This is a genomic window from Acidovorax sp. GW821-FHT10A04 (genome assembly GCF_059415825.1).
Window position 1 is genome coordinate 185,373 of the sequence record NZ_JBWKNZ010000011.1, and the last position, 21,520, is coordinate 206,892.

Consider the following 21,520-nt stretch of genomic DNA (forward strand, 5'->3'; position numbering starts at 1 on the left):
TCAGACGGCAAAGCCGTCGTCCGCCGCGATCACGGCACCGTTGATGAAATGGCTCTGGTCGCTGGCCAGCATGATGATCAGCGCATCGAGGTCCTCGGGGCTGCCCACGCGCTTGCGCGGCAGCATCTCGATGAGCTTCTTGCCCTGCTCGGTCTGCCAGTGGCGGTGGTTGATCTCGGTGTCGATGTAGCCCGGGCAGATGGCATTCGTGTTGATGCCGAAACGGCCCCATTCCATGGCCATGGCACGGGTCATCTGCACCACGGCGGCCTTGCTCATGCAGTAGGCGCCGATCTGCGGCAGCACCTTGAGCCCGGCCATCGAAGCGATGTTGATGATGCGCCCGCCCGTGAAGCTGCCGGGAGCCGCCCCGCGCGAGCGCGCCAGCATGCGCTTGCCCACCTCCTGCGCGACGAAGAAGGCGCCCTTGACGTTGGTGTCGAAGATGAAGTCGTAGTCCTCGGGCGTCACGTCCTGCAGGCGCTGGGTGGTGCTCACGCCCGAGTTGTTGACCAGGATGTCGATGGAGCCCATCTCGGTCTCGGCATGGGCCACGGCGGACTTGATGGAGGCGTGGTCGGTCACGTCGAGCTCGATCACGTGGGCGTCGCCGCCCTCGCCCTCGATGCGGGCGCGCAGCTCCTTGAGCTTTTCGATGCGGCGGCTGGCCAGCACCACCCCGGCCCCGGCGCGCGCCAGCGTGCGCGCGAACTGGGCCCCCAGGCCGCTGGAGGCACCGGTGATGAAGGCCACCCGGCCGGAAAGATCGATGCTGTATGCCATTTAGAGAGCCTCCACTGCAGAAAAAAGAACGATCGTTCGATTATTCAAATTTGGTGAATACAATCAGTCTCCAGACAGACAGAATCCTGGCCTCTGTCCGAAGACAATCACTCGATTATCAAACGCACGACGAAAAACCCATGACGAACGAAGAAATCCTCGCCCAGTATGGTCCCCGTGAAGCAATGGAATACGACGTGGTCGTCGTGGGCGGCGGCCCCGGCGGCCTGGCCACCGCGATCCGGCTCAAGCAGCTCGCGGCAGAAAAAGGCCAGGACATCTCGGTCGTGGTGCTCGAAAAAGGCTCCGAGCCCGGCGCACACATCCTGTCGGGCGCCATCATGGACCCCAAGGCCCTGACCGAGCTGATCCCCGACTGGAAGGCCAAGGGCGCCCCGCTGAACCAGCCCGTGACCGACGACGCGATGATCTTCCTGGGCGAGAAGTCGTCCTTTCGCGTACCCAATGTGTTCCTGCCGCACAACTTCCAGAACCACGGCAACTACGTGGTGCGCCTGGGCAACGTGGTCAAGTGGCTGGGCGAGCAGGCCGAAGCCCTGGGCGTGGAGATCTTCCCCGGCTTTCCGGCCGCCGAGGTGCTCTACAACGAGAACGGCTCCGTCAAGGGCGTGGCCACCGGCAACATGGGCATCGGCAAGGAAGGCGAGCCCACGGGCGACTTCCAGCTGGGCATGGAACTGCATGCCAAGTACACGATCTTCGCCGAAGGTTCGCGCGGCCACCTGGGCAAGCAGCTGATCTCGCGCTTCAAGCTCGACGCGCATTCCGACCCGCAAAGCTACGCCATCGGCATCAAGGAGCTGTGGGAGATCGACCCGCAGCGCCACCAGCCCGGCTTCGTGATGCACACCGCCGGCTGGCCCATGGAGAACGACACCTACGGTGGCGCCTTCCTGTACCACCTGGACGACAACAAGGTGACCCTGGGCTTCATCACCGGCCTGGGCTACTCCAACCCCTACCTGAGCCCGTTCGAGGAATTCCAGCGCTGGAAGACGCACGCCAACATCCGCTGGTACCTGGAAGGCGACGAATCCAAGGGCATCAAGCCGGCCAAGCGCATCAGCTACGGCGCGCGCGCCATCACGGCCGGCGGCCTGCTGAGCCTGCCCAAGACCATCTTCCCGGGCGGCGCGCTGATCGGCTGCGACGCGGGCTACCTGAACGTGGGCCGCATCAAGGGCAGCCATGCCGCCATCAAGTCCGGCATGCTGGCCGCCGAGGCCGCCTACGACGCCGTGGTGGCCGGGCGCCAGCACGATGAGCTCAGCGCCTACCCCGAGGCTTTCGCGAAGAGCTGGCTGCACACCGAACTCAACAAGGACCGCAACTTCAAGAACTGGTTCAAGAAGGGCCTGGTCACCGCGACGATCATGAACGGCCTGGAGCAGTTCGTGCTCAAGGGCAACATCCCCTGGACACTGCACCGTGACAAGCCCGACCACGTGCACCTCAAGCCCGCGTCCGAGTGCAAGCCCATCATCTACCCCAAGCCCGATGGCAAGCTGACCTTCGACCGGCTCTCCAGCGTGTTCATCAGCAACACCAACCACGCCGAGAACCAGCCGGCCCACCTGACGCTCAAGGATGCGAGCGTGCCGGTGAACATCAACCTGTCCAAGTACGCCGGCCCCGAGGCCCGCTACTGCCCGGCCGGTGTCTACGAGTTCGTGCCCGACGTGGCCAAGGGCGGCGACGCCCAGCGCCTGCAGATCAACGCGCAGAACTGCGTGCACTGCAAGACCTGCGACATCAAGGACCCGACGCAGAACATCGTCTGGGTGACACCCGAAGGCGGCGGCGGCCCGAACTACTCGGGCATGTAAGCCAAGACAAAGGGCCTGCGATGCAGGCCCTTTTCATTGGTGTCCCAGGATGCGGGGGTCAGCGCAGCTGCAGTTCGTCCGCGCCGTAGACGACCTTGATCGGCTCGATCACAACCTGCTTGGGCCCCTCTTCCACATAACCCGCGACCAGCGCCGGGACGCCGAGGCCTTGCGCCACCTCGACCACGCGAGGCGCGTCCTTGGCCGCCACGAACAGGGCGAAACCCGCCCCCATGTTGAGCGTGCCATAGGCCTCGTGGTCGTCGAGCTGGCACTCCTTCTGCATGAACGCCAGCACCGGGCTCACCGGCGGCACCTGCTGGATGCGGTAGGTCAGCGGCTTGGGGTGGCGCAGCAGCTTGCGCCAGCCGTGGCCGGTGATGTTGGCGCAGTAATGGGGGTAGATGCCGTCGGCCGCCAGGGCTTCCGTCACCGGCGAATACAGCACAGTGGGCGCCAGCAGCGCCTCGCCAAAGGTCTGCCCGTTGCCGATGTCCGTGAGATAGCCCTGCGGCAGCCGCTCGGCCAGCTTGCGGGCCAACGACACGCCGTTGGCATGGATGCCGCTGGAGGCGAGCAGCACGATGGCATCGCCCGCGCCGAGCTGGTCACCGACCGACAGCCGTGCCTTGGGGCTGATGATGCCGGTGCACGAGGCTGCCAGGTCCACCCGGCCGTCGGCCACCACCCCGGCAAGGGCCGGTGTTTCGCCGCCCCCCCAGGCCACCTTGCAGGTGTCGCAGGCGCGCTTCCAGCCCGCGACGAGGGCCTCCGAGCGCTGCGCATCGCCAAACCAGTCGGAGCCCCCCGCGGCCCAGTAGGCCTGCACGACCAGCGGGGTCGCGCCCACGGTGATCAGGTCGTTGACCGCCATGGCAATCGTGTCCTGGGCAATGCCGTCGTAGAAGCTCCTGCCCAGGAGCTTGGCCATGTCATCGGCCAGCAGGGCCTTGGTGCCCAGGCATTCGACGATGCTGGCCAGGTACATGGGGCCGACATCGACCACATAAGCCGACTCCCCGCGCGAAGCAGCCACTTCGCTGAAGCCGTGGCTGGCCATGTGCGCCCCGGTCTGGGCCGCTGCGCGCTGTGCCGCAACCTTCAAGGGGTCGATCTGTTCGTAGTTGACGCCCGTCTGGTCATAGGTCAAGGGGGCGGGAGCAGGTGCAGCGGTCATGGCGTTCTCGGCGGAGTCAGGGCCGCCATTATCGCTAAGCCGCCGCGCCCCCAGCCAGCTGGAACTGCCCCATCGCCCCCGCCAGCCGGTTGGCCTGGTCCTTGAGGCTCTGGGCCGCCGCGGCGCCCTCTTCCACCAGCGCGGCGTTCTGCTGCGTCATGTGGTCGAGCTGGTCCACGGCCTGGCTGACCTGGCCGATCTGGCTGCTTTGCTCGCTGCTGGCGGCATTGATCTCGGACATCAGCGTGGTCACCTGCTGCACGCTGGTGACGATGTCCTGCATGGTGGATCCGGCGGTGACCACCAGGCGCGCACCATCGCCCACCCTGTCCACGCTGGTGGCGATCAGGGCCTTGATCTCCTTGGCGGCGTTGGCGCTGCGGCCCGCGAGGTTGCGCACCTCGCTGGCCACCACGGCAAAGCCCCGGCCCTGCTCGCCGGCCCGAGCCGCTTCCACCGCCGCATTGAGCGCCAGGATGTTGGTCTGGAAGGCGATGGAGTCGATGATGCCCACGATGTCGGCGATCTTCTTGCTGCTGGCGTTGATCTCGTCCATGGTCTTGACCACCTCGCCGACCACGTCGCCGCCCTTCTTCGCCACCTGGGCGGCACTGTGGGCCAGGGTGTTGGCCTGGCGCGTGCTGTCGGCATTGGCGGCCACGGTCTGCGCCAGCTGCGCGATGCTGGCCGCCGTCTGCTGCAGGCTGCTGGCGGCGTGCTCGGTGCGCGCGCTCAGGTCGGTGTTGCCGGCCGCCACCTCGGAGCTGGCGACGTGGATGGACTCGCCCGAGTCGCGCACCTCGGTCACCACGTAGTGCAGGGATTCGACCATGCGGTTGAGCGCGGTGAGCAGCTCGCCGATCTCGTCGGTGCGGTCGGTGGCCATGCGCACCGTGAGGTCGCCTTGCGCCACCAGGGCCGCCGCGTCCGACGCCTGGCGCAGCGGCAGCACGATGGAGCGGCGCAGCAGCCAGCCGAACAAGGCCGACAGCGCCACCACGAAGGCCACCGCCAGCGCACTGACCCACTGGGCGCGCGAAGCATCGGCAATCATCGCGTCGGCCGCCGCCACCGAGGACTTCTCGGATTCGGCCAGCAGCTGGTCGATGGTTTTCAGGTACTGGGCCAGCGCTGCGGCGTGCTCCTGCAGTTCCTTCTGGCTGATGACCTTGGATTCGAGCGCGTTCTGCACCAGGGTGTCGCGCAGGGCCGCGTACTGCTGGCGCTGCGCCTGGGTCTGCTTCCACGCAGGCACCGTGCTCGCGGCCGCGGCCGAGGCGGCCAGCGCCTCGTCGATGCGCTTGCGCATGCCGTCCTCGGCGGCCAGCTGCGTGCGCATCTCGGCCACCAGGGGAAACACGTCGGTCGAGCTGGTGGCGCGCAGGGCGATCTGGCCGATGTGCACGGACTGGGTCTTCCACTCGCGCACCGAGCGCTCGATGGGCAACTGCTTCGCCGTGAGCAGCCTGGCCTGGCGCGTCGTGCCCTGGCCCGTGAGCCAGGTGGTGGAACCGAGCAGCGCCACCGCCACGCCCAGCAGGCCGAAGGCCGCGGCCAGCTTCTGGCCCACGGTCAGGGTGCGCCTGGCACGCGGGGCCTGCGCGGCAGATGACCGGGGTTCCGCCAGGGGCGCAGCCGCCGGGGATGCCGTGACGGCGTGGGTGCTTGTGGCACCGGCCGTGGCGGGAAGGTAGTTCATGGCTCTCTCCGTGGTGTTGCGTGTCGCTCTCGTCCACCCCATCGGACGATGGGGTGGTATCCCCTGGCAATGCAAGCCCTGTGCCATGAGGCACAGGCCGCGCTCCATCAGTCAACGGCGGCCATGCATTCGCCAAAGCCCCCGCCGCCGGGCGTGGAGATCTCGAACACGTCGCCGGGCTCCATGAGCGCCGCGCCGATGTGCGCCAGGTCTTCGACCTGGCCGTTGGCGCGCAGTACGCGGTTCAGGCCGGTGAGGCCGGCCTGCCCGCCGGCCATGCCGAAGGCCGGCTTGACGCGGCCGTTGGACAGGATGCTGGCCGTCATCTGCTCCAGGAAGCGCACGCGGCGCACGCCGCCGTTGCCACCCGCCCAGCGGCCGCGGCCGCCCGAGCCCTCGCGGATCTCATAGCTGTCGAGCACCACGGGGAAGCGGAACTCCAGGATCTCGGGGTCCGTGAGGCGCGAGTTGGTCATGTGCGTCTGCACCACGCTCGTGCCTTCGAAGCCGCGCACCACCCGGCCCTCCCCATCGAGCACCGCGCCCGCACCACTGCCGCCCGCGATGGTCTCGTAGTACTGGTACTGCGCATTGCCGAAGGTGAAATTGTTCATGGTGGGCTGGCTGCCGGCCATGACGCCGAGCGCACCGAACAGCGCATTCGTGATGCAGGTGGAAGTCTCCACATTGCCCGCCACCACCGAGGCCGGCGGGTTGGGGTTGAGCATGGAGCCCTGCGGAATGAGGACCTGCAGGGGCTTGAGGCAACCGGCGTTGAGCGGGATGTCGTCGTCCACCAGGGTGCGGAAGACGTAGAGCACCGCCGCCATGCACACCGCGCGCGGGGCGTTGAAGTTGTTGACCTGCTGCGCGCTGGTGCCGGCAAAGTCGATCACCGCGCTGCGCTCGGCGACGTTGACCCTGACCGAGACGCTGATCTGCGCGCCGTTGTCCAGCGGCAGCGTGAACTGCCCGTCCTTGAGGTGGGTGATCACGCGGCGCACCGACTCCTCGGCGTTGTCCTGCACGTGGCGCATGTAGGCCTGCACGACGTCCAGGCCGAACTGGTCCACCATCTTCGACAGCTCCTGCACCCCTTTCTCGTTGGCGGCGATCTGGGCGCGCAGGTCGGCCAGGTTCTGGTGCGGGTTGCGGCTCGGGTACGGCGTGGTGCCGCCACCCGTGGCCAGCAGGTGGCGCACGGACTCTTCCTGGAAGACGCCCTCGGCCACCAGCTTCACGTTGTTGATCTGCACGCCCTCTTCCTCGATGCGCGTGGAAAACGGAGGCATCGACCCTGGCGTGGTGCCGCCGATATCGGCATGGTGGCCGCGCGAGCCGACGTAGAAGGTGGGCTCCTTGCCGCCGGCCACGTAGACGGGCGTGATCACGGTGACGTCGGGCAGGTGGGTGCCGCCGTGGTAGGGGTCGTTGAGCATGTAGACGTCGCCCGGCTGCATGCTGCCGGTGTTCTCGCGGATCACGGTCTTGATGCTCTCGCCCATGGAGCCCAGGTGCACGGGCATGTGCGGCGCATTGGCGATCAGGTTGCCGGTGGCGTCGAACAGTGCGCAGCTGAAGTCCAGGCGCTCCTTGATGTTCACCGAATAGGCCGTGTTCTGCAGCTGCAGGCCCATCTGCTCGGCGATGTTCATGAACAGGTTGTTGAACACTTCGAGCAGCACCGGGTCCACCGTGGTGCCTGCCGCGTATTGCACCGTGCGCGCGGTCACGCGGTCGAGCACCAGGTGGTCGAGGTCGGTGAGGCGGGCCAGCCAGCCGGGCTCCACCACCGTGGTGGTGTTCTTCTCGGCAATGATGGCCGGGCCGGGGATCGTGTCGCCGGGCTGCAGGTCCTCGCGCACCACCAGGGCGGCGTCATGCCACCGGCTGCCCGAGTACATGCGCACGGTTTCGCGCCGCGGGTGCACGCGCTCGGCATGCAGGGGCAGGCGCGGCTCGGCCGGCGCATCGCCGGGGATCACGGCCTCCACCGACACCGCCTCCACCACCAGCGACTTGCCCACCATGAGGAAGGCGAAGCGCTGGCGGTAGGCCGCCTCGAAGCCGGCCTGCACCGCGGCGATGTCGCCGAAGGGCACGACGAGCGCCGAGTCGGTGCCCTCGTAGCGCACGTGCACGTTGTGGCGCACCTGCACCGGGTGCTGGCTGACCTGCTGGCGCGTGAGCTCGGCCTGGGCGGCTGCGCCCAGCACCTCCAGGCGCTCGGCGATCAGCGGCAGCGAGGCCGGGGCCAGCGGCAGTTCCACGGCCTGTTCACGGATTACCGTCTGGTCCGCCAGGCCCATGCCGTAGGCGCTGAGCACGCCCGCCAGCGGGTGCACGAAGACGCGCGTCATGCCCAACGCGTCGGCCACCAGGCAGGCATGCTGGCCGCCCGCGCCGCCAAAGCACTGCAGCGTGTAGCGCGTCACGTCGTAGCCGCGCGCCACCGAGATCTTCTTGATGGCATTGGCCATCTGCTGCACGGCGATCTGGATGAAGCCCTCGGCCACCTCCTCGGGCTGGCGCTGCGTCTGCGCGGCCAGCTCGGCGAAGCGCGCGCGCACGGCCTGCGCATCCAGCGTCTCGTTGGCCGCCGGGCCGAAAACGCTGGGGAAGTAGCTCGGCTGCACCTTGCCGACCATCACGTTGGCATCGGTCACGGCCAGCGGGCCGCCACGGCGATAGCTCACCGGGCCGGGATTGGCGCCGGCACTCTCAGGGCCGACGCGAAAGCGCGCACCGTCGTAGCTCAGCACCGAGCCGCCACCCGCGGCCACGGTGTGGATGCTCATCATCGGCGCACGCATGCGCACCCCGGCCACATGGGTCTCGAACTCGCGCTCGAACGCACCGGCGTAGTGGCTCACATCGGTGGAGGTACCGCCCATGTCGAAGCCGATCACGCGCTCCTGCCCAGCCAGGCCGGCCGTGCGCGCCATGCCCACGATGCCGCCGGCCGGGCCGGACAGGATGGCGTCCTTGCCCTGGAAGGTGGTCGCGTCCGTCAGGCCGCCCGAGGACTGCATGAAGAACAGCTTGACCCCTGGCATCTCGCTGGCCACCTGCTCCACGTAGCGGCGCAGGATGGGCGAGAGATAGGCATCGACCACCGTGGTATCGCCCCGGCTCACGAACTTCATCATCGGGCTGGTCTCGTGCGAGGTGCTGATCTGCGTGAAGCCCACCTCCTTCGCGATGCGGCGGGCCATCTGCTCGTGCTCCGTGTAGCGGTAGCCATGCATGAAGACGATGGCCACGCTGCGCAGGCCGCGGCCCCAGGCGGCCAGCAGGTCGCCGCGCAGGCTGGCTTCGTCGAGCGGCTGCATCACCTTGCCGTGCGCTCCGACGCGTTCGCGCGCCTCGACCACCTCGGTGTAGAGCAGTTCGGGCAGCAGGATGTGGCGGTCGAACAGGCGTGGCCGGTTCTGGTAGGCAATGCGCAGCGCATCACGGAAACCGCGCGTGGTGACCAGCAGCGTGGGCTCGCCCTTGCGTTCGAGCAGTGCATTGGTGGCCACCGTGGTGCCCATCTTCACGCATTCCACCAGGGCCGGCGTCACGGCCTCGCCGGGCGCCAGGCCCAGCAGGTGGCGGATGCCGGCCACGGCCGCATCCTTGTACTGTTCGGGGTTCTCCGACAGCAGCTTGTGCGTGACCAGCGTGCCGTCGGGGCGCTTGCCGACGATGTCGGTGAAGGTGCCGCCCCGGTCGATCCAGAACTGCCAGCGGGGAATCTGTACTTGGGGTGTATGGGTGGTCATGGTGGCTCCGATGGAAGAAGAAAAAATGGGGAGTGGCACGGTTCAGGCTGCGGCCGCGCAGGCCGGAGTCAGGCGCTGCAGGAGTTCGCGCACCACGGGGATGGGCGGCGCGCTGGCCAGGGCATGCGCCCGCGGGCACCAAGGGCCTCCGAGCGCCGTGGCCCAGGCCATCACGGGCAGGATGTCGGCCGGTGGCAGGGTCTGCATGGCCTCGATCACGATGCGCAGTTCCTGCGCGAGCCGGTTGCCGGGCGCAAAGCGCCAGTGGTACTGGCCGCAGCCCACGCGCACGGCATGGCTGTCCTTTTCGGTCATGGCCACGAGCCAGTCGCAGTGGAAATCCGCGCAGTCCGGCGCGGGCGGGTCGGCCAGGCAGAAGGTGTAGACGTTCTCGAAGCTGCGGTTGAAATTGCGCACCAGGGTCTCGGCAATGGCCTCGCGCCCCTGGGCCGAGGGCGGGAAGACCATGCCGCCCTGGCGCAGCTCCATCTGCAGCAGCGCACCGCCGGCAAAGGCCTGGGCGATCAGGTGCGGCCGGTTGCCGTCCTTGGCGCGCAGGTAGGTCTCGACGGAATCCTGGGGGGTGTGCATGGTGCTTCTCCTGAGGCGGGTGGGAGGAATTTCAGCGCTGCGTGTAGTAGGGAATGAAGATCTGGTTGGCCTCGCCGCCCACCGAGCGCACCCACTCGCGCGAGAAACGCTCGCCCAGGCGCTTGAGGTCGGCATTGAGCTCGGCGCTCGCGCGCTCGACCTTGATGCCCTTGCGCTGCAGCTCGGCCACGGACTCCTGCGCGATGGACTCGCTCATGGCCCAGCCTCGTGTTTCGGCCTCCGATGCCGCCCGGGTGACGGCCTGGCGCACCGGCGCAGGCAGCGCGTCGAAGGCCTGCAGGTTCACGAAGACGACGTTCTTGGGAAACCAGGCATCGATGCCGTAGTACTGCCGGACCTGGCCCCAGACCTGGTTCTCCACCCCGGTCAGGGCCGAGGTGATCATGGAGTCGAGCTGGCCGGCCGCCAAGGCCTTGTTGACCTCGACCATGGGCACGTCCACGGAAGCGGCGCCCAGCATCTCGGCGATGCGCACCGTGGCCGGGTTATAGGTGCGCATGCGCGTGCCCTTGAAGTCGGCGGACGACTTCACGGGGGTGATGGAGAACAGGCCCTGGGGCGGCCAGGGCACCGCGTACAGCACTTTGAGCCCCTTGCGGGTGAAGTGCCCTTCGATGAGCGGGCGCTGCAGGTCCCACAGCCGGCGCGCATCGGCATAGCTGCGTACCACGAAGGGCACGGCGTCGGCCCCGGCGATCGGCATGTCGGCCACCAGGCTGGTCATGATGGTCTCGCCCGCCTGGGCCTTGCCGCCCTGCACCGCCTGGGGAATGTCGGCCAGTTTGGCCAGGGTGTTGTTGGCATGCACCTCGATGCGCAGGGCGCCCGAGGAGGCCGCTTCCACCTGCTGCGCAAACTGCACCAGGTTGCGCGTGTGGAAGGTTTCCGCACGGTAGCCGGTGGCCAGTTTCCACTGCGCCTGGGCGTGCACCATCGGGACCGCGACGAGCGCGGCCAACCAGACCATGTGCTTCATGGCAAGCTCCTGAAGGGGGACAAGGGGCCGGTGCGGCAGCGCGCGCCGGCAGACACGGTGGAAGGCCGCAGGCCTACTTGGATGCGCCCATGACGAGGTCCGGGACGATGGTGACGATCTGCGGGAAGACCGTGATCAGGCCGATGCACACCACCAGGCAGAAGAAGAACGGGATGGCTGCCTTGGCGATCAGGTTGCTGTCCTTGCCCGTCATGTTCTGCAGCACGAAGAGGTTGAAGCCCACGGGCGGCGTGACCTCGGCGATCTCGACCAGCAGGATCACGAAGATGCCGAACCAGATCAGGTCGAAGCCGGCCTTCTCGATCATCGGCATCACCACCGCGGCGGTGAGCACGATCATGCTGATGCCGTCGAGCGCCGTGCCCAGCACCAGGTAGACCCCCACCAGGCAGGCGATCAGCGCATAGGGCGACAGGTGCATGGAGTCGACCCAGGCAGCCAGCTCGCGCGGGATGCCGGTGAAGGCCATGGTCTTGGTCAGGAAGGCGGCGCCGGCCAGGATGAACATGATCATGCAGCTGGTGCGGGCCGAGCCGGCCAGGCCTTCCTTGAAGTTCTGCCAGGTCAGTGCCTTGCACCAGGCGGCCAGTGCCAGGGCACCCACCACGCCATAGGCGGCACATTCGGTCGCCGTGGCCCAGCCGGCCACCAGGGACCAGCAGATGAACACGATGAGCAATGCGCAGGGAATCAGGTTGCGCGACAGGTGCAGCTTCTGGCGGAAGCTCAGCGCCGGCTCGTCGGGCGGCATGCGATCCTTGTTGCGCACCGACCACCAGGCGATGTAGCCCGAGAACAGCAGCATCAGCAGCAGGCCGGGCAGAAAGCCCGCCAGGAAGATGCGGATGATGGAGGCATCGGCCGCGACCGCGTACACCACCATGGTGATGGACGGCGGGATCAGGATGCCCAGGGTGCCTGCCGTGGCCAGCGAGCCGATGGCGATGCTTTCGTCGTAGCCGCGCTTCTTGAGCGCCGGCAGCGAGACCTTGGCGATGGTGGCGCAGGTGGCCGCCGACGAGCCCGAGACCGAGCCGAAGATGCCGCAGCCCAGGATGGTGGTGTGGAACAGCCGCCCGGGCACCTTGCCGAGCCAGGGCGCCAGGCCGCTGAACATGTCCTCGCTGAGGCGGGTGCGGAACAGGATCTCGCCCATCCAGATGAACAGCGGCAAGGCCGCCAGCTCCCAGCTCGCATTGCTCTCCCAGAAGGCGGAGAAGAGGTTCAGCCCGGCATGGCTGTTGGTGAAGAAGGCCTGGCCGACCCAGCCGCAGATGGCCAGCGTCATGGCGATCCAGACACCACCGGAGAGCATGAGCAGCATGATCACCAGCAGGAAGGCGCCGATGGAAAGAATGTCCATGGTCTTGCTCCTTACAGGTCCGAAGAGAAGTCGCCCTTGGCGTGGCGCTCTTCCACCAGGCGCACGAAGGTGGGTACCCCGCCGCGCGCCACGATCCACCACTCGTCAACCACTGCCACGAGGAACAGGATGGAGCCGATGGCGAAGCTCATCTGGGGGATCCAGACCGGCACCGCCCACAGGCCCTGCGCCACTTCGTTGAATTTCCAGCTCTCGTAGGTGAAGGCGCAGGCCCACCAGGTGAGGTAGCCGATGGCCAGCACGGCGACCGACAGGCAGGCCAGCTCGAAGGTGCGGCGCGTGCGGGGAGAGAGCTTTTCGAGCACCAGCGTCACCCGCACGAAGTCGCCGTGCTTGAAGGCATGGGCCATGGTCAGGAAGGCGGCGGCGGCGCACAGCCAGGCCACCACGTCGTTGATGGCACCGGTGGGAAAGCCGAACTGGCGTCCCAGGGACTGCACCACCATGAGCACGCAGATGCCGGCGATGCACCAGGCACCGATGGTGCCGGCAATGCCATAACTGGCGTCGAGCACCCGCCGCAGCAGGTGCGGCGGTACGGCCACCCCGGCGTGCACACCGGCGGGGGCCGGAGAGGTTTGGGTCAGGGAAGACATGGTGGCCCCATCACTTTCTGGTGTTGAAGGCTTCGATCACGGCCTTGCCTTCGTCACCGGCGACCTTGATCCAGTCGGCCGTCATGCGCTCGCCGATCGGCTTGAACTCCGCCTTCAGGCCTGCGGCCACGGTGTCCACCTGCATGCCCTTGGCCGCAAGCTCCTTGAGGTATTCCTGGTCCTTCTGCTCGCTCAGGGCCCAGCCGCGGCGCTCGGCCACGGCGGCCTGTGCGAGCACGGCCTCCTGCGTGGGCCTGTCCAGCGCATCGAAGGTCTTCTGGTTCACCACCACGGCATTGCGCGGCAGGAAGGCCGAGACGGCGTAGAAGTACTTCACGCTCTCGTAGAGCTTGCTCTCCACGCCGCTGGCGCTGGAGGTGAGGAAATTGTCCACCGTGCCGGTGGTCAGCGCGGCGGGCAGCTCGGCCAGCTGGATGGTCACGGGCTGGGCGCCCACGGCCACGGCGATGCCCGAGGTGACGGGGTTGAAGGCACGCATCTTGGTGCTCTTGAGGTCCTTGAGCGCCGTGACGGGCTTGGTCGAGTACAGGCTTTGCGCGGGCCAGGCCACGGTGTACAGCAGCTTCATGCCCTGGGACGCGAGGGTCTTGTTGAGCATGGGGCGCGAGACCTGGTCCAGGCGCTTGGCATCGGCATAGCTCGTGGCCAGGAAGGGGATGGAATCGAGGCCGTAGGCCGCCGACTCGTTGGCCGCGCCGGAGAGGATGAACTCGCCTGCCGGCACCTGGCCCGACTGCACCGTGCGCTTGATTTCGTTGGCCTTGAACAGCGAGGCATTGGGGTGCACCGTGATCTTGAGCTTGCCGCCCGTCGCCTTGTCCACGTCCTGGGCGAACTGCTGCAGGTTCTGCACCTGGAAGGTGTTGGTGGCGTAGCCCGAGGGCAGGTCCCACTTGGCCTGGGCCTGGGCGATGCTGGCGAACGCGAGGGCACACATACTGAAAGCGATGGTTTTCATGGGGAGGCTCCTGGTTTTAGAAACTGGCGAGTTGGTGGTTGAGGAGGTCGGAAATCAGCATGCAGCCCGGGGCATGGGTGATGCAGAACGCCGGCTGGGCGTGCAGGATGGCGGACTGAGGCGTGACGCCGCAGGCCCAGAACACAGGGATCTCGCCGGGCATCAGCGCCACGGCATCGCCGTAGTCGGGCTTCGTGATGTCGGCGATGCCGATCAGCGACGGGTCGCCGATGTGCACGGGTGCGCCATGCACATTGGGAAAGCGCGAGGTCACCTGCACGGCGCGGATCACGTCGGCCGCCGGCATGGGCCGCATGGTCACCACCATGGCGCCGCCAAAGGGGCCGGCCGGCTCGGTCTGCAGGCTGGTGCGGAACATGGCCACGTTCTTGCCTTCGTCGACATGGCGCAGGCGGATGCCGGCCTCGATCAATGCCGACTCGAACGAGAACGAGCAGCCCAGGATGAAGGTCACGAGGTCGGGGCGCCACAGGGCCGCGATGTCCGCCACCTCCTCGGCCAGCTCGCCGTGGCGCCAGACGCGGTACAGCGGCACGTCGCTGCGGATGTCGATGCCCTCGCCCAGCGTGGGCAGCGTGAACTGGCCAGGCTCGCTCACCGCCAGCACCGGGCAGGGCTTGGGGTTGCGCTGGCAAAAGCGCAGGAAGTCGCCGGCCTGCACCTCGGGCAGGATGACCAGGTTGCCCTGCACATGGCCATCGGCCAGGCCGCTGGTGTGCGAGGTCCACAGGCCCTGGCGGATCACGCTGCGCACGTGTGCGGCGTTGCTGCTGCCTGCGGAACCAAAGACCTGGGGCGTGTTGTTGTGTGTGGAGTCCACCGTGGGTTCCTTGCGTTGCGAAATGTCGGATGCGGGGCGATGGGTGGATTGTGTTGGCGCCGCATCGCCCCTGGCAAATTCAAAAATTTTCTCTTAGCTCATCGATTTTTTCGATGCACTGCGCTGGAGCACAGTTCACCCAACTTGGTGCTAAGTGAAAACCCTAGGGGAGCAGAAAGTGGGCACTTCGGCCGCTCTGGAACGCGTGTGCATGTCGGCGAGAGCGGCGCTCCACGGCGGTGACGGTGGATGGGGACACGGGCGGGCGAGTGCCCATCGATCCCTGGCAGGGACGAGCGCGGGGGCCTGCATGCCGTCGCCAGGCTGCACCAACAACAGGCACGGCCGGTCCGAAGCGGCGGCCCAGGACCTGCCGGGTGCCCGAAAACGGGGGGGCAAACCGCTGCGCGGCAGCCGACAGGCCTGCGCCGAAGCAGCGCCCGGTGCGCCTTGTCAGCCAGGCTTCAGCTTTTGGCGCGGCCCTTGCTGCGCTCGGCCTGCAGCTCGACGAAGGCCAGGGCCGAGCGGACCACGCCCTCCACGGCCGGCGAAGAGGGGTCTTCGCGGTAGCTCAGGTGGATGGGCAGCGGGCGCAGCTCGGCCTCGCAGGCCAGCGGGCGCAGATCGGGGAACGCCAGCAGCCGCTGCACGGCCTGGCGCGGCAGCGTGGCCACGCCGAAGCCGCCCTGCACCAGTTGCACCATGGCCGAGATCGAGGAGATGGTGTGCACGCAGCGCGGCTCCACCTGTGCCTGGCGCAGCACGTCGAGCAGCGAGACATGCGGCTGCGAGCCGCGCTGGAAAGTGAGGATGTCGGTCTCGGCAAAATCCGCGAGCGCATAGCGCCGCTTGCGGTGCAGGGTGCTGTTGCCCACGAAGACCATCTCCATGGGGGTGAGTGCCTGCGTGCGGATGCCCTCGGCCGACGCCGGCAGCGCGGCGAACACCGTGTCCAGCGCGCCGCGGCGGATCTGGTCGAGCAGCACGGGCGTGGTCTCCACCGTGAGTTCGAGCTCCAGCAGCGGGTTGTCCTTGCGCAGCTGTTCGATCCACGGGATCAGCCAGGAGTGCAGCACCGATTCAATGGCCCCCAGGCGGATGGAGACCTCCATGGGCGCGCCCGAGCCCATCTCGGCCTTGAGCTGGCGCTGCAACTCCAGCATGCGCTTGGCGTAGGTGAGAAAGCGCGTGCCCGCCACCGTGAGCTTGAAGCGCTTGTCGCTGCGGTCGAGCAGCAGCACGCCGAGCTCCTCTTCCAGCGCGGCCACGCGGCTGGACATGGCCGACTGGGTGAGGAACAGCTTCTCGGCAGCGCGCGTCACGCTGCGCAGGGAGGCAACCCAGTAGAAGGCTTCGACGAAACGCAGATTCATGGTTTTTCCGTGGGGCGGCGGCGCCAGGATTGTGCGCCTGCCAGGAAGCTGCGGAGCACCGAACGTGCCAGTGGCGCAGCGGCCTGCCCTATTCCGCGAACAACGGCAGGTCGGCCTTCTTGAGCGTGCGCAGCACGAAGCTCGAACGGCTGTGGCGTATGCCCTTGATCTTGTAGAGCTTCTCGCGCAGCAGGCGCTCGTAGTCGCGCGTGTCCTTGACCACCACGCGCAGCAGGTAGTCGTAGTCGCCCGAGACCAGGTGCGCCTCGATCACCTCGGGGATGCTGGCCAGCGTTTCGCCGAACTTCTCGAGCGTGTTGTCCGAATGGCTGTCGAGCGTGACCTGCACCAGCACCGTGTCCGACAGGCCCAGCGCCTGCGGGTTGAGCCGCACGGTGTAGCCCTGGATGACACCGGCCTCCTCCATCTTCTTGATGCGGCCCCAGCACGGCGAGGGACTCAGGCCCACGGTCTGGCCGATCTCCTGCAGGCTGGCGCGTGCATCGCCCTGCAGCACAGCGAGAATTTTTCTGTCCAAGCGATCCATGGCCCCAATTATTCATGAATTTCTACATATGCAGCAAATTTTTCTGCATTATTGGAATATCGAGCGAAAAATGGAAAGAACTGCTGCGCCTTGCAGCGCATACTTTGGACATCAAGGCGCTCTTACCGGAGCGCACAAACTGACAGGGCCCCGGACTGGTTACCGCCAGACCGGGGCACTTGGCAAACCGCACCGGAGCAGCATGGCCTCCACCCGTCCTCCCCCTCTCGCACCGCCTTCTCCCTGGCGATCAGCCCACTTTGTCGCCCAAGCGACCATTGGCACGGATTCATGGCGTTGATAAGCACGCTTACCAGCACAAACCCCGATGCCCGGCGCCATGCTGCAGCGCCATAATTTTTGAGGCTGCGGTTCCGTGCTGCACCGCCACCCGGGCACGCCACGGACCCCGGCCAGAAACATACTTACAGGAGACACCATGCAATTGACTTCCCTCGCTGCGGGCCTGGGCCTTGCGCTCGGCTTGATGGCCACCGCCAGCGCGCAGACCACCACGCTCAAGATCGGCTACGCCACGGCGCCCGATTCGCACTACGGCGTGGGCTCCAAGGTCTTCTGCGACGAAGTCGAGAAGGGCACGCAGGGGCGCTACAAGTGCCAGTACTTCCCCAACTCCGCGCTGGGCGGCGAGCGTGAGCAGATCGAAGCCATCCAGCTCGGCACGCAGGACCTGGTGAACACCTCCACCGGCCCCGTGGGCAACTTCGTGCCCGAAGTGAAGATCGTCGACATCCCCTTCCTGTTCCGCGACTACGACCACGCGCGCAAGGTGATGGACGGCCCCATCGGCCAGGACATCCTGACCAAGTTCCCGAGCAAGGGCATCATCGCGCTGGCGTGGACGGAAAACGGTTTCCGCCACATGACCAACAGCAAGCGCGACATCATCAAGCCCGACGATGCCAAGGGCCTGAAGATGCGCACCATGGAAAACAAGGTGCACATGGACGGCTACCGCACCTTCGGCATCCTGCCGACGCCCATGGCCTTCCCCGAGCTGTTCGGCGCCATGCAGCAGGGCACGGTGGACGGCCAGGAGAACCCCATCCCCGTGATCCTGTCGGCCAAGTTCTCGCAGGTGCAAAAGCACCTGTCGCTGACCGGCCACGTGTATTCTCCGGCGCTGCTGCTGCTCTCGCCCAAGGTCTGGAACAAGCTCAATGACGCGGACAAGAAGGTCTTCACCGACGCCGCCAAGAGCGCCTCGGTGGCCCAGCGCAAGAAGGTCAACGACGACGAGAACAACGGCATCGCCCTGCTCGAGCAGCAGGGCATGAAGGTCATCAAGACGGTGGACGGTGCCGCCTTCCGCGAGGCACTCAAGCCCGCCTATGTCGGCTATGCCAAGGAGTTCGGAGCGGACAACATCAAGAAGATCCAGGACGTTCGTTAACTCTTTTGAGCGACTCACACAGCCCTCCTGGCGTCGTTGCTGCGTCTTGCCGTACTGGTTGTACTGTCTGCGACGCAACGCCTAGCCAGGACCGCTTCGCTGGGCTGTTTGAGCCGCTCTTGACCCGCGCCCCGCATCGCCCGGCCCACACAAGGCGCCGGGCGCTTTTGCTTTGACCCTGTACGCCCTTGTCCAAGACCGTCCCGTGAAAACCTTCGAACGCTATTTTCTGGCCGCCAACCGCTGGGCATTGATCCTGCTGCTGGCGGCCATGTCCATCATCATCTTCACCAACGTGGTGATGCGCTACGTCACCCACAACTCGCTCGAATGGGCCGAGGAGGTGTCGCGCCACATGATGATCTGGCTGACCTTCCTGGGCGCCGGCCCCGTGCTGCGCTATGGCGGCCACATCGCGGTGGAGAACCTGCAGGACGCCCTGCCCCGCGCCGGTGCCATCGCCCTGCGTGCCGTGGTCGCGGCATTGCTGTTCGCCTTCTTCGGCTTCATGGTCTGGTACGGCTGGCTGTACATGCAGCGCACCATGTTCCAGATGACGGCCGTGACGCAGGTCCCGTTTGCCTACATCTACAGCGCCATGCTGATCGGCGGCGTGCTGCTCATCGTGCACTTCCTGTTCATCGTGCGCGGCTACGTCATGGACCGCACGTTCGCGGCCGACGCGCACTTCGATGCGAATGCGAGTGCCTCCCTATGAGCGCGTCCATCATCCTCATCGTATCGGCCTGCCTGTTCCTGGCCATGGGCGTGCCCGTGGCGTTTGCGCTGGGCCTGTCCACCGCGGCCACGCTGATCCTGGCCGAGAGCTACCCGCTGATGGTGCTGCTCAAGGAGACCTTCACCGGCATCGACAGCTTTCCGCTGATGGCCGTGCCCTTCTTCATCCTCGCGGCCGAACTCATGAGCGGCGGCTCGCTGACCGAGGTGCTGCTGCGCTTTGCCGGCCAGTTCGTGGGCCACAAGCGCGGCGGGCTGGGTTACACCAACGTGGTCTCGCTGACCTTCTTCTCGGGCATCTCGGGCTCGGCGCTGGCCGATGCGGCGGGCCCGGGCTCGATGCTGATCCGCATGATGGACAAGGCCGGCTACGACCGCTCGTACGCGGCGGCGCTCACGGCCTCCACCGCCATCGTCGGGCCCATCATCCCGCCGTCCATCATCATGATCATCTATGCGCTGCAGGACGAGACCGTCTCGGTGGGCGCACTGTTCGTGGCCGGCCTGCTGCCGGGCCTGCTGATCGCGGTGGCCATGTGCGTCGTGAACTTCCATGTCTCCAAGAAGCGCAACTACAAGGGCGACGGCCGGATGCCGCCCCTGGCCGAGATCCTGCAGACCACCTGGAAGGCGCTGCCTGCCATCCTGCTGCCAGTGGTGATCCTGGGCGGCATGCGCGCCGGCTGGTTCACGCCCACCGAGGCTTCGGTGGTGGCGGTGTTCTATGCGCTGGTGTGCGGCAAGTTCGTCTACCGCACGCTGCAGTGGAAGGCGCTGCCCGACATCCTGGCGCGCTCGGCCCTGCTGTCGGCCTCGGTGCTGATCATCATCGGGCTGTCGGCCGCGTTCGCGTGGATCCTGACCATCGAGGGCATTCCGCAGCAGATGGCCGACTGGCTGGTGGGCATGAACCTCTCACCATGGATGTTCCTGATCATCGTGAACATCTTCTTGCTGCTGTTCGGCATCTTCATCGAGCCGCTGCCGGGCGTGATGGTGCTCGCCCCCATCCTCGCGCCCGTGGCCGTGAAGCTGGGGATCGACCCGATCCACTTCGCGATGGTGGTGATCTACAACCTCACGCTGGGCATGATCACGCCGCCCGTGGGCGGGCTGCTGTTCGTCACCTGCAACGTCTCGCGCGTGCCCATGTCGCAACTGGTGCGCGAGCTGGTGCCCTTCCTCTGGGCCCATGGCGTGGTGCTGGTGGTGCTGACCTTCATCCCGCAGCTGTCGACCTGGCTGCCCAAGGTGCTCGGGTTCATCAAGTAGCGAGGCTGTTGGCCCGACGCTGCCCTCCAGCGGATATACTTGCGCCCGTCAGGAGAGAGTCCCCTTCGCGGGGGCCGCCGAAGGCGCAGGGACACCCCGAACGCTCAGGCAAAAGGACTGGCAAGCGCCTGCAGGGATGCAGGCGTTCCCTTGCTGGAGAGAGGTGGCCGCGCAGCACAGCGCAGGCCATCCACCGAAGGAGCAAGCCGCAGCCGCCAGCCAGGGTGGTGCGGTGAATCTCTCAGGTAAAGCGGACAGCAGGGCAAATCCCGCAATCCATGCACGGGTTGCGGCTTTCATTTGCCCGGAGTCCGCCCCATGTCTGCCCCTGCCGCTACCGCAGCCCCCCTGCTCACCACGCCCCTGAACGCCCTGCACCTGGAGCTGGGCGCCCGCATGGTGCCGTTCGCCGGCTATTCCATGCCCGTGCAGTACCCCGCCGGCCTGATGGCCGAGCATGTGCACACCCGCACCGCAGCCGGTCTGTTCGACGTATCGCACATGGGCCAGCTCCAGCTCGTCGGCCCGGATGCCGCCGCGGCCTTCGAGACGCTGGTGCCCGTGGACGTGGTCGACCTGCCCGTGGGCAAGCAGCGCTACGGCCTGCTGCTGACCGACGAAGGCACCATCATCGACGACCTGATGTTCTTCAACCAGGGCAACGACACGCTGTTCGTGATCGTCAACGGTGCCTGCAAGGTCGGGGACATCGCACACATCCAGGCGCGCATCGGCCAGCGCTGCGACGTGGTGCCCATGCCCGACCATGCCCTCCTGGCGCTGCAGGGCCCGCAGGCCGTAACCGCACTGGCGCGCCTGGCCCCTGGCATCGAGAAGCTGGTGTTCATGACCGGCGGCAGCTACACCATCGCCGGCTGCGACTGCTTCGTGACGCGCAGCGGCTACACGGGCGAGGACGGTTTCGAGATCTCGGTACCCGCGGCCCAGGCCGACACGCTGGCCCGCGCCCTGCTGGCACAGCCCGAGGTCAAGCCCATCGGCCTGGGCGCACGCAACTCGCTGCGCCTGGAAGCCGGCCTGTGCCTGTACGGCAACGACATCGACACCACCACCACCCCGCCCGAGGCAGCGCTGAACTGGGCGATCCAGAAGGTGCGCCGCACCGGCGGCGCGCGCGCAGGCGGCTTCCCCGGTGCCGACAAGGTGCTGGCACAGATCGACAACCCCACCAGCCTGCCACGCAAGCGCGTGGGCCTGGTGGCGCTGGAGCGCGTGCCCGTGCGCGAGCACACCGAATTGCAGAGCACCGATGGCCAGAAGATCGGCGAGGTCACCAGCGGCCTCTTAGGCCCCACGGTGAACGAGCCCGTGGCCATGGGCTACGTGAGCCCCGCGTTTGCCGCCATCGGCACCCGCGTGAACGCCATCGTGCGCGGCAAGGCCGTGGCCATGGAAGTGCGCGCCATGCCGTTCACGCCTGCCAACTATTTCCGCGGCTGATTTCACACCGCTGCGGGCCCGGCCCGCTACATT

At 67.0% G+C, this 21,520-nt stretch carries 17 protein-coding genes and 2 riboswitches; of the genes, 5 read left to right on the forward strand and 12 right to left on the reverse strand.

Features of this window, described 5'->3' with window-relative positions; translation table 11 throughout:
* Positions 1-783 (reverse strand): SDR family oxidoreductase, encoded by a 783-nt coding sequence (locus tag AC07PF_RS22540; RefSeq protein ID WP_494613339.1) that lies wholly within the window; start codon positions 781-783, stop codon positions 1-3.
* A gap of 140 nt (positions 784-923) precedes the next feature.
* On the opposite strand from AC07PF_RS22540, the gene AC07PF_RS22545 reads away from it, so the two are divergent.
* Complete coding sequence (locus AC07PF_RS22545; RefSeq protein ID WP_494613340.1) at positions 924-2,630, forward strand: electron transfer flavoprotein-ubiquinone oxidoreductase; 1,707 nt, start codon at positions 924-926, stop codon at positions 2,628-2,630.
* Positions 2,631-2,688: 58 nt separating this feature from the next.
* Here the strand turns inward: AC07PF_RS22545 and AC07PF_RS22550 are convergent, their stop codons facing one another.
* From AC07PF_RS22550 to AC07PF_RS22600, 11 genes are all read right to left on the reverse strand, one after another.
* Positions 2,689-3,807 carry an AIR synthase-related protein gene (locus tag AC07PF_RS22550; RefSeq protein WP_494609925.1) on the reverse strand — a complete coding sequence of 373 codons (1,119 nt, stop codon included), beginning with the start codon at positions 3,805-3,807 and terminating at the stop codon, positions 2,689-2,691.
* A gap of 34 nt (positions 3,808-3,841) precedes the next feature.
* Positions 3,842-5,506 carry a methyl-accepting chemotaxis protein gene (locus AC07PF_RS22555; RefSeq protein ID WP_494613341.1) on the reverse strand — a complete coding sequence of 555 codons (1,665 nt, stop codon included), beginning with the start codon at positions 5,504-5,506 and terminating at the stop codon, positions 3,842-3,844.
* A gap of 107 nt (positions 5,507-5,613) precedes the next feature.
* The gene (locus AC07PF_RS22560) at positions 5,614-9,273 is read right to left on the reverse strand and encodes a hydantoinase B/oxoprolinase family protein (RefSeq protein ID WP_494609923.1); all 3,660 of its coding nucleotides are present in this window, start codon (positions 9,271-9,273) and stop codon (positions 5,614-5,616) included.
* Between the two features lie 42 nt (positions 9,274-9,315).
* Positions 9,316-9,864 (reverse strand): hypothetical protein, encoded by a 549-nt coding sequence (locus AC07PF_RS22565; protein WP_494613342.1) that lies wholly within the window; start codon positions 9,862-9,864, stop codon positions 9,316-9,318.
* Between the two features lie 31 nt (positions 9,865-9,895).
* The gene (locus tag AC07PF_RS22570) at positions 9,896-10,861 is read right to left on the reverse strand and encodes a TRAP transporter substrate-binding protein (protein ID WP_494613343.1); all 966 of its coding nucleotides are present in this window, start codon (positions 10,859-10,861) and stop codon (positions 9,896-9,898) included.
* A gap of 73 nt (positions 10,862-10,934) precedes the next feature.
* The gene (locus AC07PF_RS22575) at positions 10,935-12,245 is read right to left on the reverse strand and encodes a TRAP transporter large permease (protein WP_494613344.1); all 1,311 of its coding nucleotides are present in this window, start codon (positions 12,243-12,245) and stop codon (positions 10,935-10,937) included.
* 11 nt (positions 12,246-12,256) lie between these two features.
* On the reverse strand, positions 12,257-12,790 hold the full coding sequence (locus AC07PF_RS22580; protein ID WP_494609944.1) for a TRAP transporter small permease subunit: 534 nt from the start codon (positions 12,788-12,790) through the stop codon (positions 12,257-12,259).
* Positions 12,791-12,872: 82 nt separating this feature from the next.
* Positions 12,873-13,841, reverse strand: a complete 969-nt coding sequence (locus tag AC07PF_RS22585) for a TRAP transporter substrate-binding protein (protein ID WP_494613345.1) — start codon at positions 13,839-13,841, stop codon at positions 12,873-12,875.
* Between the two features lie 16 nt (positions 13,842-13,857).
* On the reverse strand, positions 13,858-14,682 hold the full coding sequence (locus AC07PF_RS22590) for a putative hydro-lyase (protein ID WP_494613346.1): 825 nt from the start codon (positions 14,680-14,682) through the stop codon (positions 13,858-13,860).
* A 464-nt stretch (positions 14,683-15,146) separates the two neighbouring features.
* On the reverse strand, positions 15,147-16,055 hold the full coding sequence (locus AC07PF_RS22595; protein ID WP_007860245.1) for a LysR family transcriptional regulator: 909 nt from the start codon (positions 16,053-16,055) through the stop codon (positions 15,147-15,149).
* A gap of 88 nt (positions 16,056-16,143) precedes the next feature.
* Complete coding sequence (locus tag AC07PF_RS22600; RefSeq protein ID WP_494613347.1) at positions 16,144-16,602, reverse strand: Lrp/AsnC family transcriptional regulator; 459 nt, start codon at positions 16,600-16,602, stop codon at positions 16,144-16,146.
* Between the two features lie 439 nt (positions 16,603-17,041).
* On the opposite strand from AC07PF_RS22600, the gene AC07PF_RS22605 reads away from it, so the two are divergent.
* From AC07PF_RS22605 to gcvT, 4 genes are all read left to right on the forward strand, one after another.
* Positions 17,042-18,016 carry a TRAP transporter substrate-binding protein gene (locus AC07PF_RS22605; RefSeq protein WP_494613348.1) on the forward strand — a complete coding sequence of 325 codons (975 nt, stop codon included), beginning with the start codon at positions 17,042-17,044 and terminating at the stop codon, positions 18,014-18,016.
* A 205-nt stretch (positions 18,017-18,221) separates the two neighbouring features.
* Positions 18,222-18,734 (forward strand): TRAP transporter small permease, encoded by a 513-nt coding sequence (locus AC07PF_RS22610; protein WP_145697232.1) that lies wholly within the window; start codon positions 18,222-18,224, stop codon positions 18,732-18,734.
* Positions 18,731-20,026: a TRAP transporter large permease gene (locus tag AC07PF_RS22615; RefSeq protein WP_007860254.1), complete on the forward strand. Its 1,296-nt coding sequence runs from the start codon at positions 18,731-18,733 to the stop codon at positions 20,024-20,026. Before AC07PF_RS22610 ends, AC07PF_RS22615 begins: the two co-directional genes overlap by 4 nt.
* Before the next feature lie 39 nt (positions 20,027-20,065).
* A riboswitch (glycine riboswitch) is annotated at positions 20,066-20,156 on the forward strand.
* Positions 20,157-20,169: 13 nt separating this feature from the next.
* Positions 20,170-20,294, forward strand: a riboswitch (glycine riboswitch).
* A gap of 50 nt (positions 20,295-20,344) precedes the next feature.
* Complete coding sequence (gene gcvT / locus AC07PF_RS22620) at positions 20,345-21,487, forward strand: glycine cleavage system aminomethyltransferase GcvT (protein ID WP_494613349.1); 1,143 nt, start codon at positions 20,345-20,347, stop codon at positions 21,485-21,487.
* Positions 21,488-21,520: the final 33 nt, after the last annotated feature.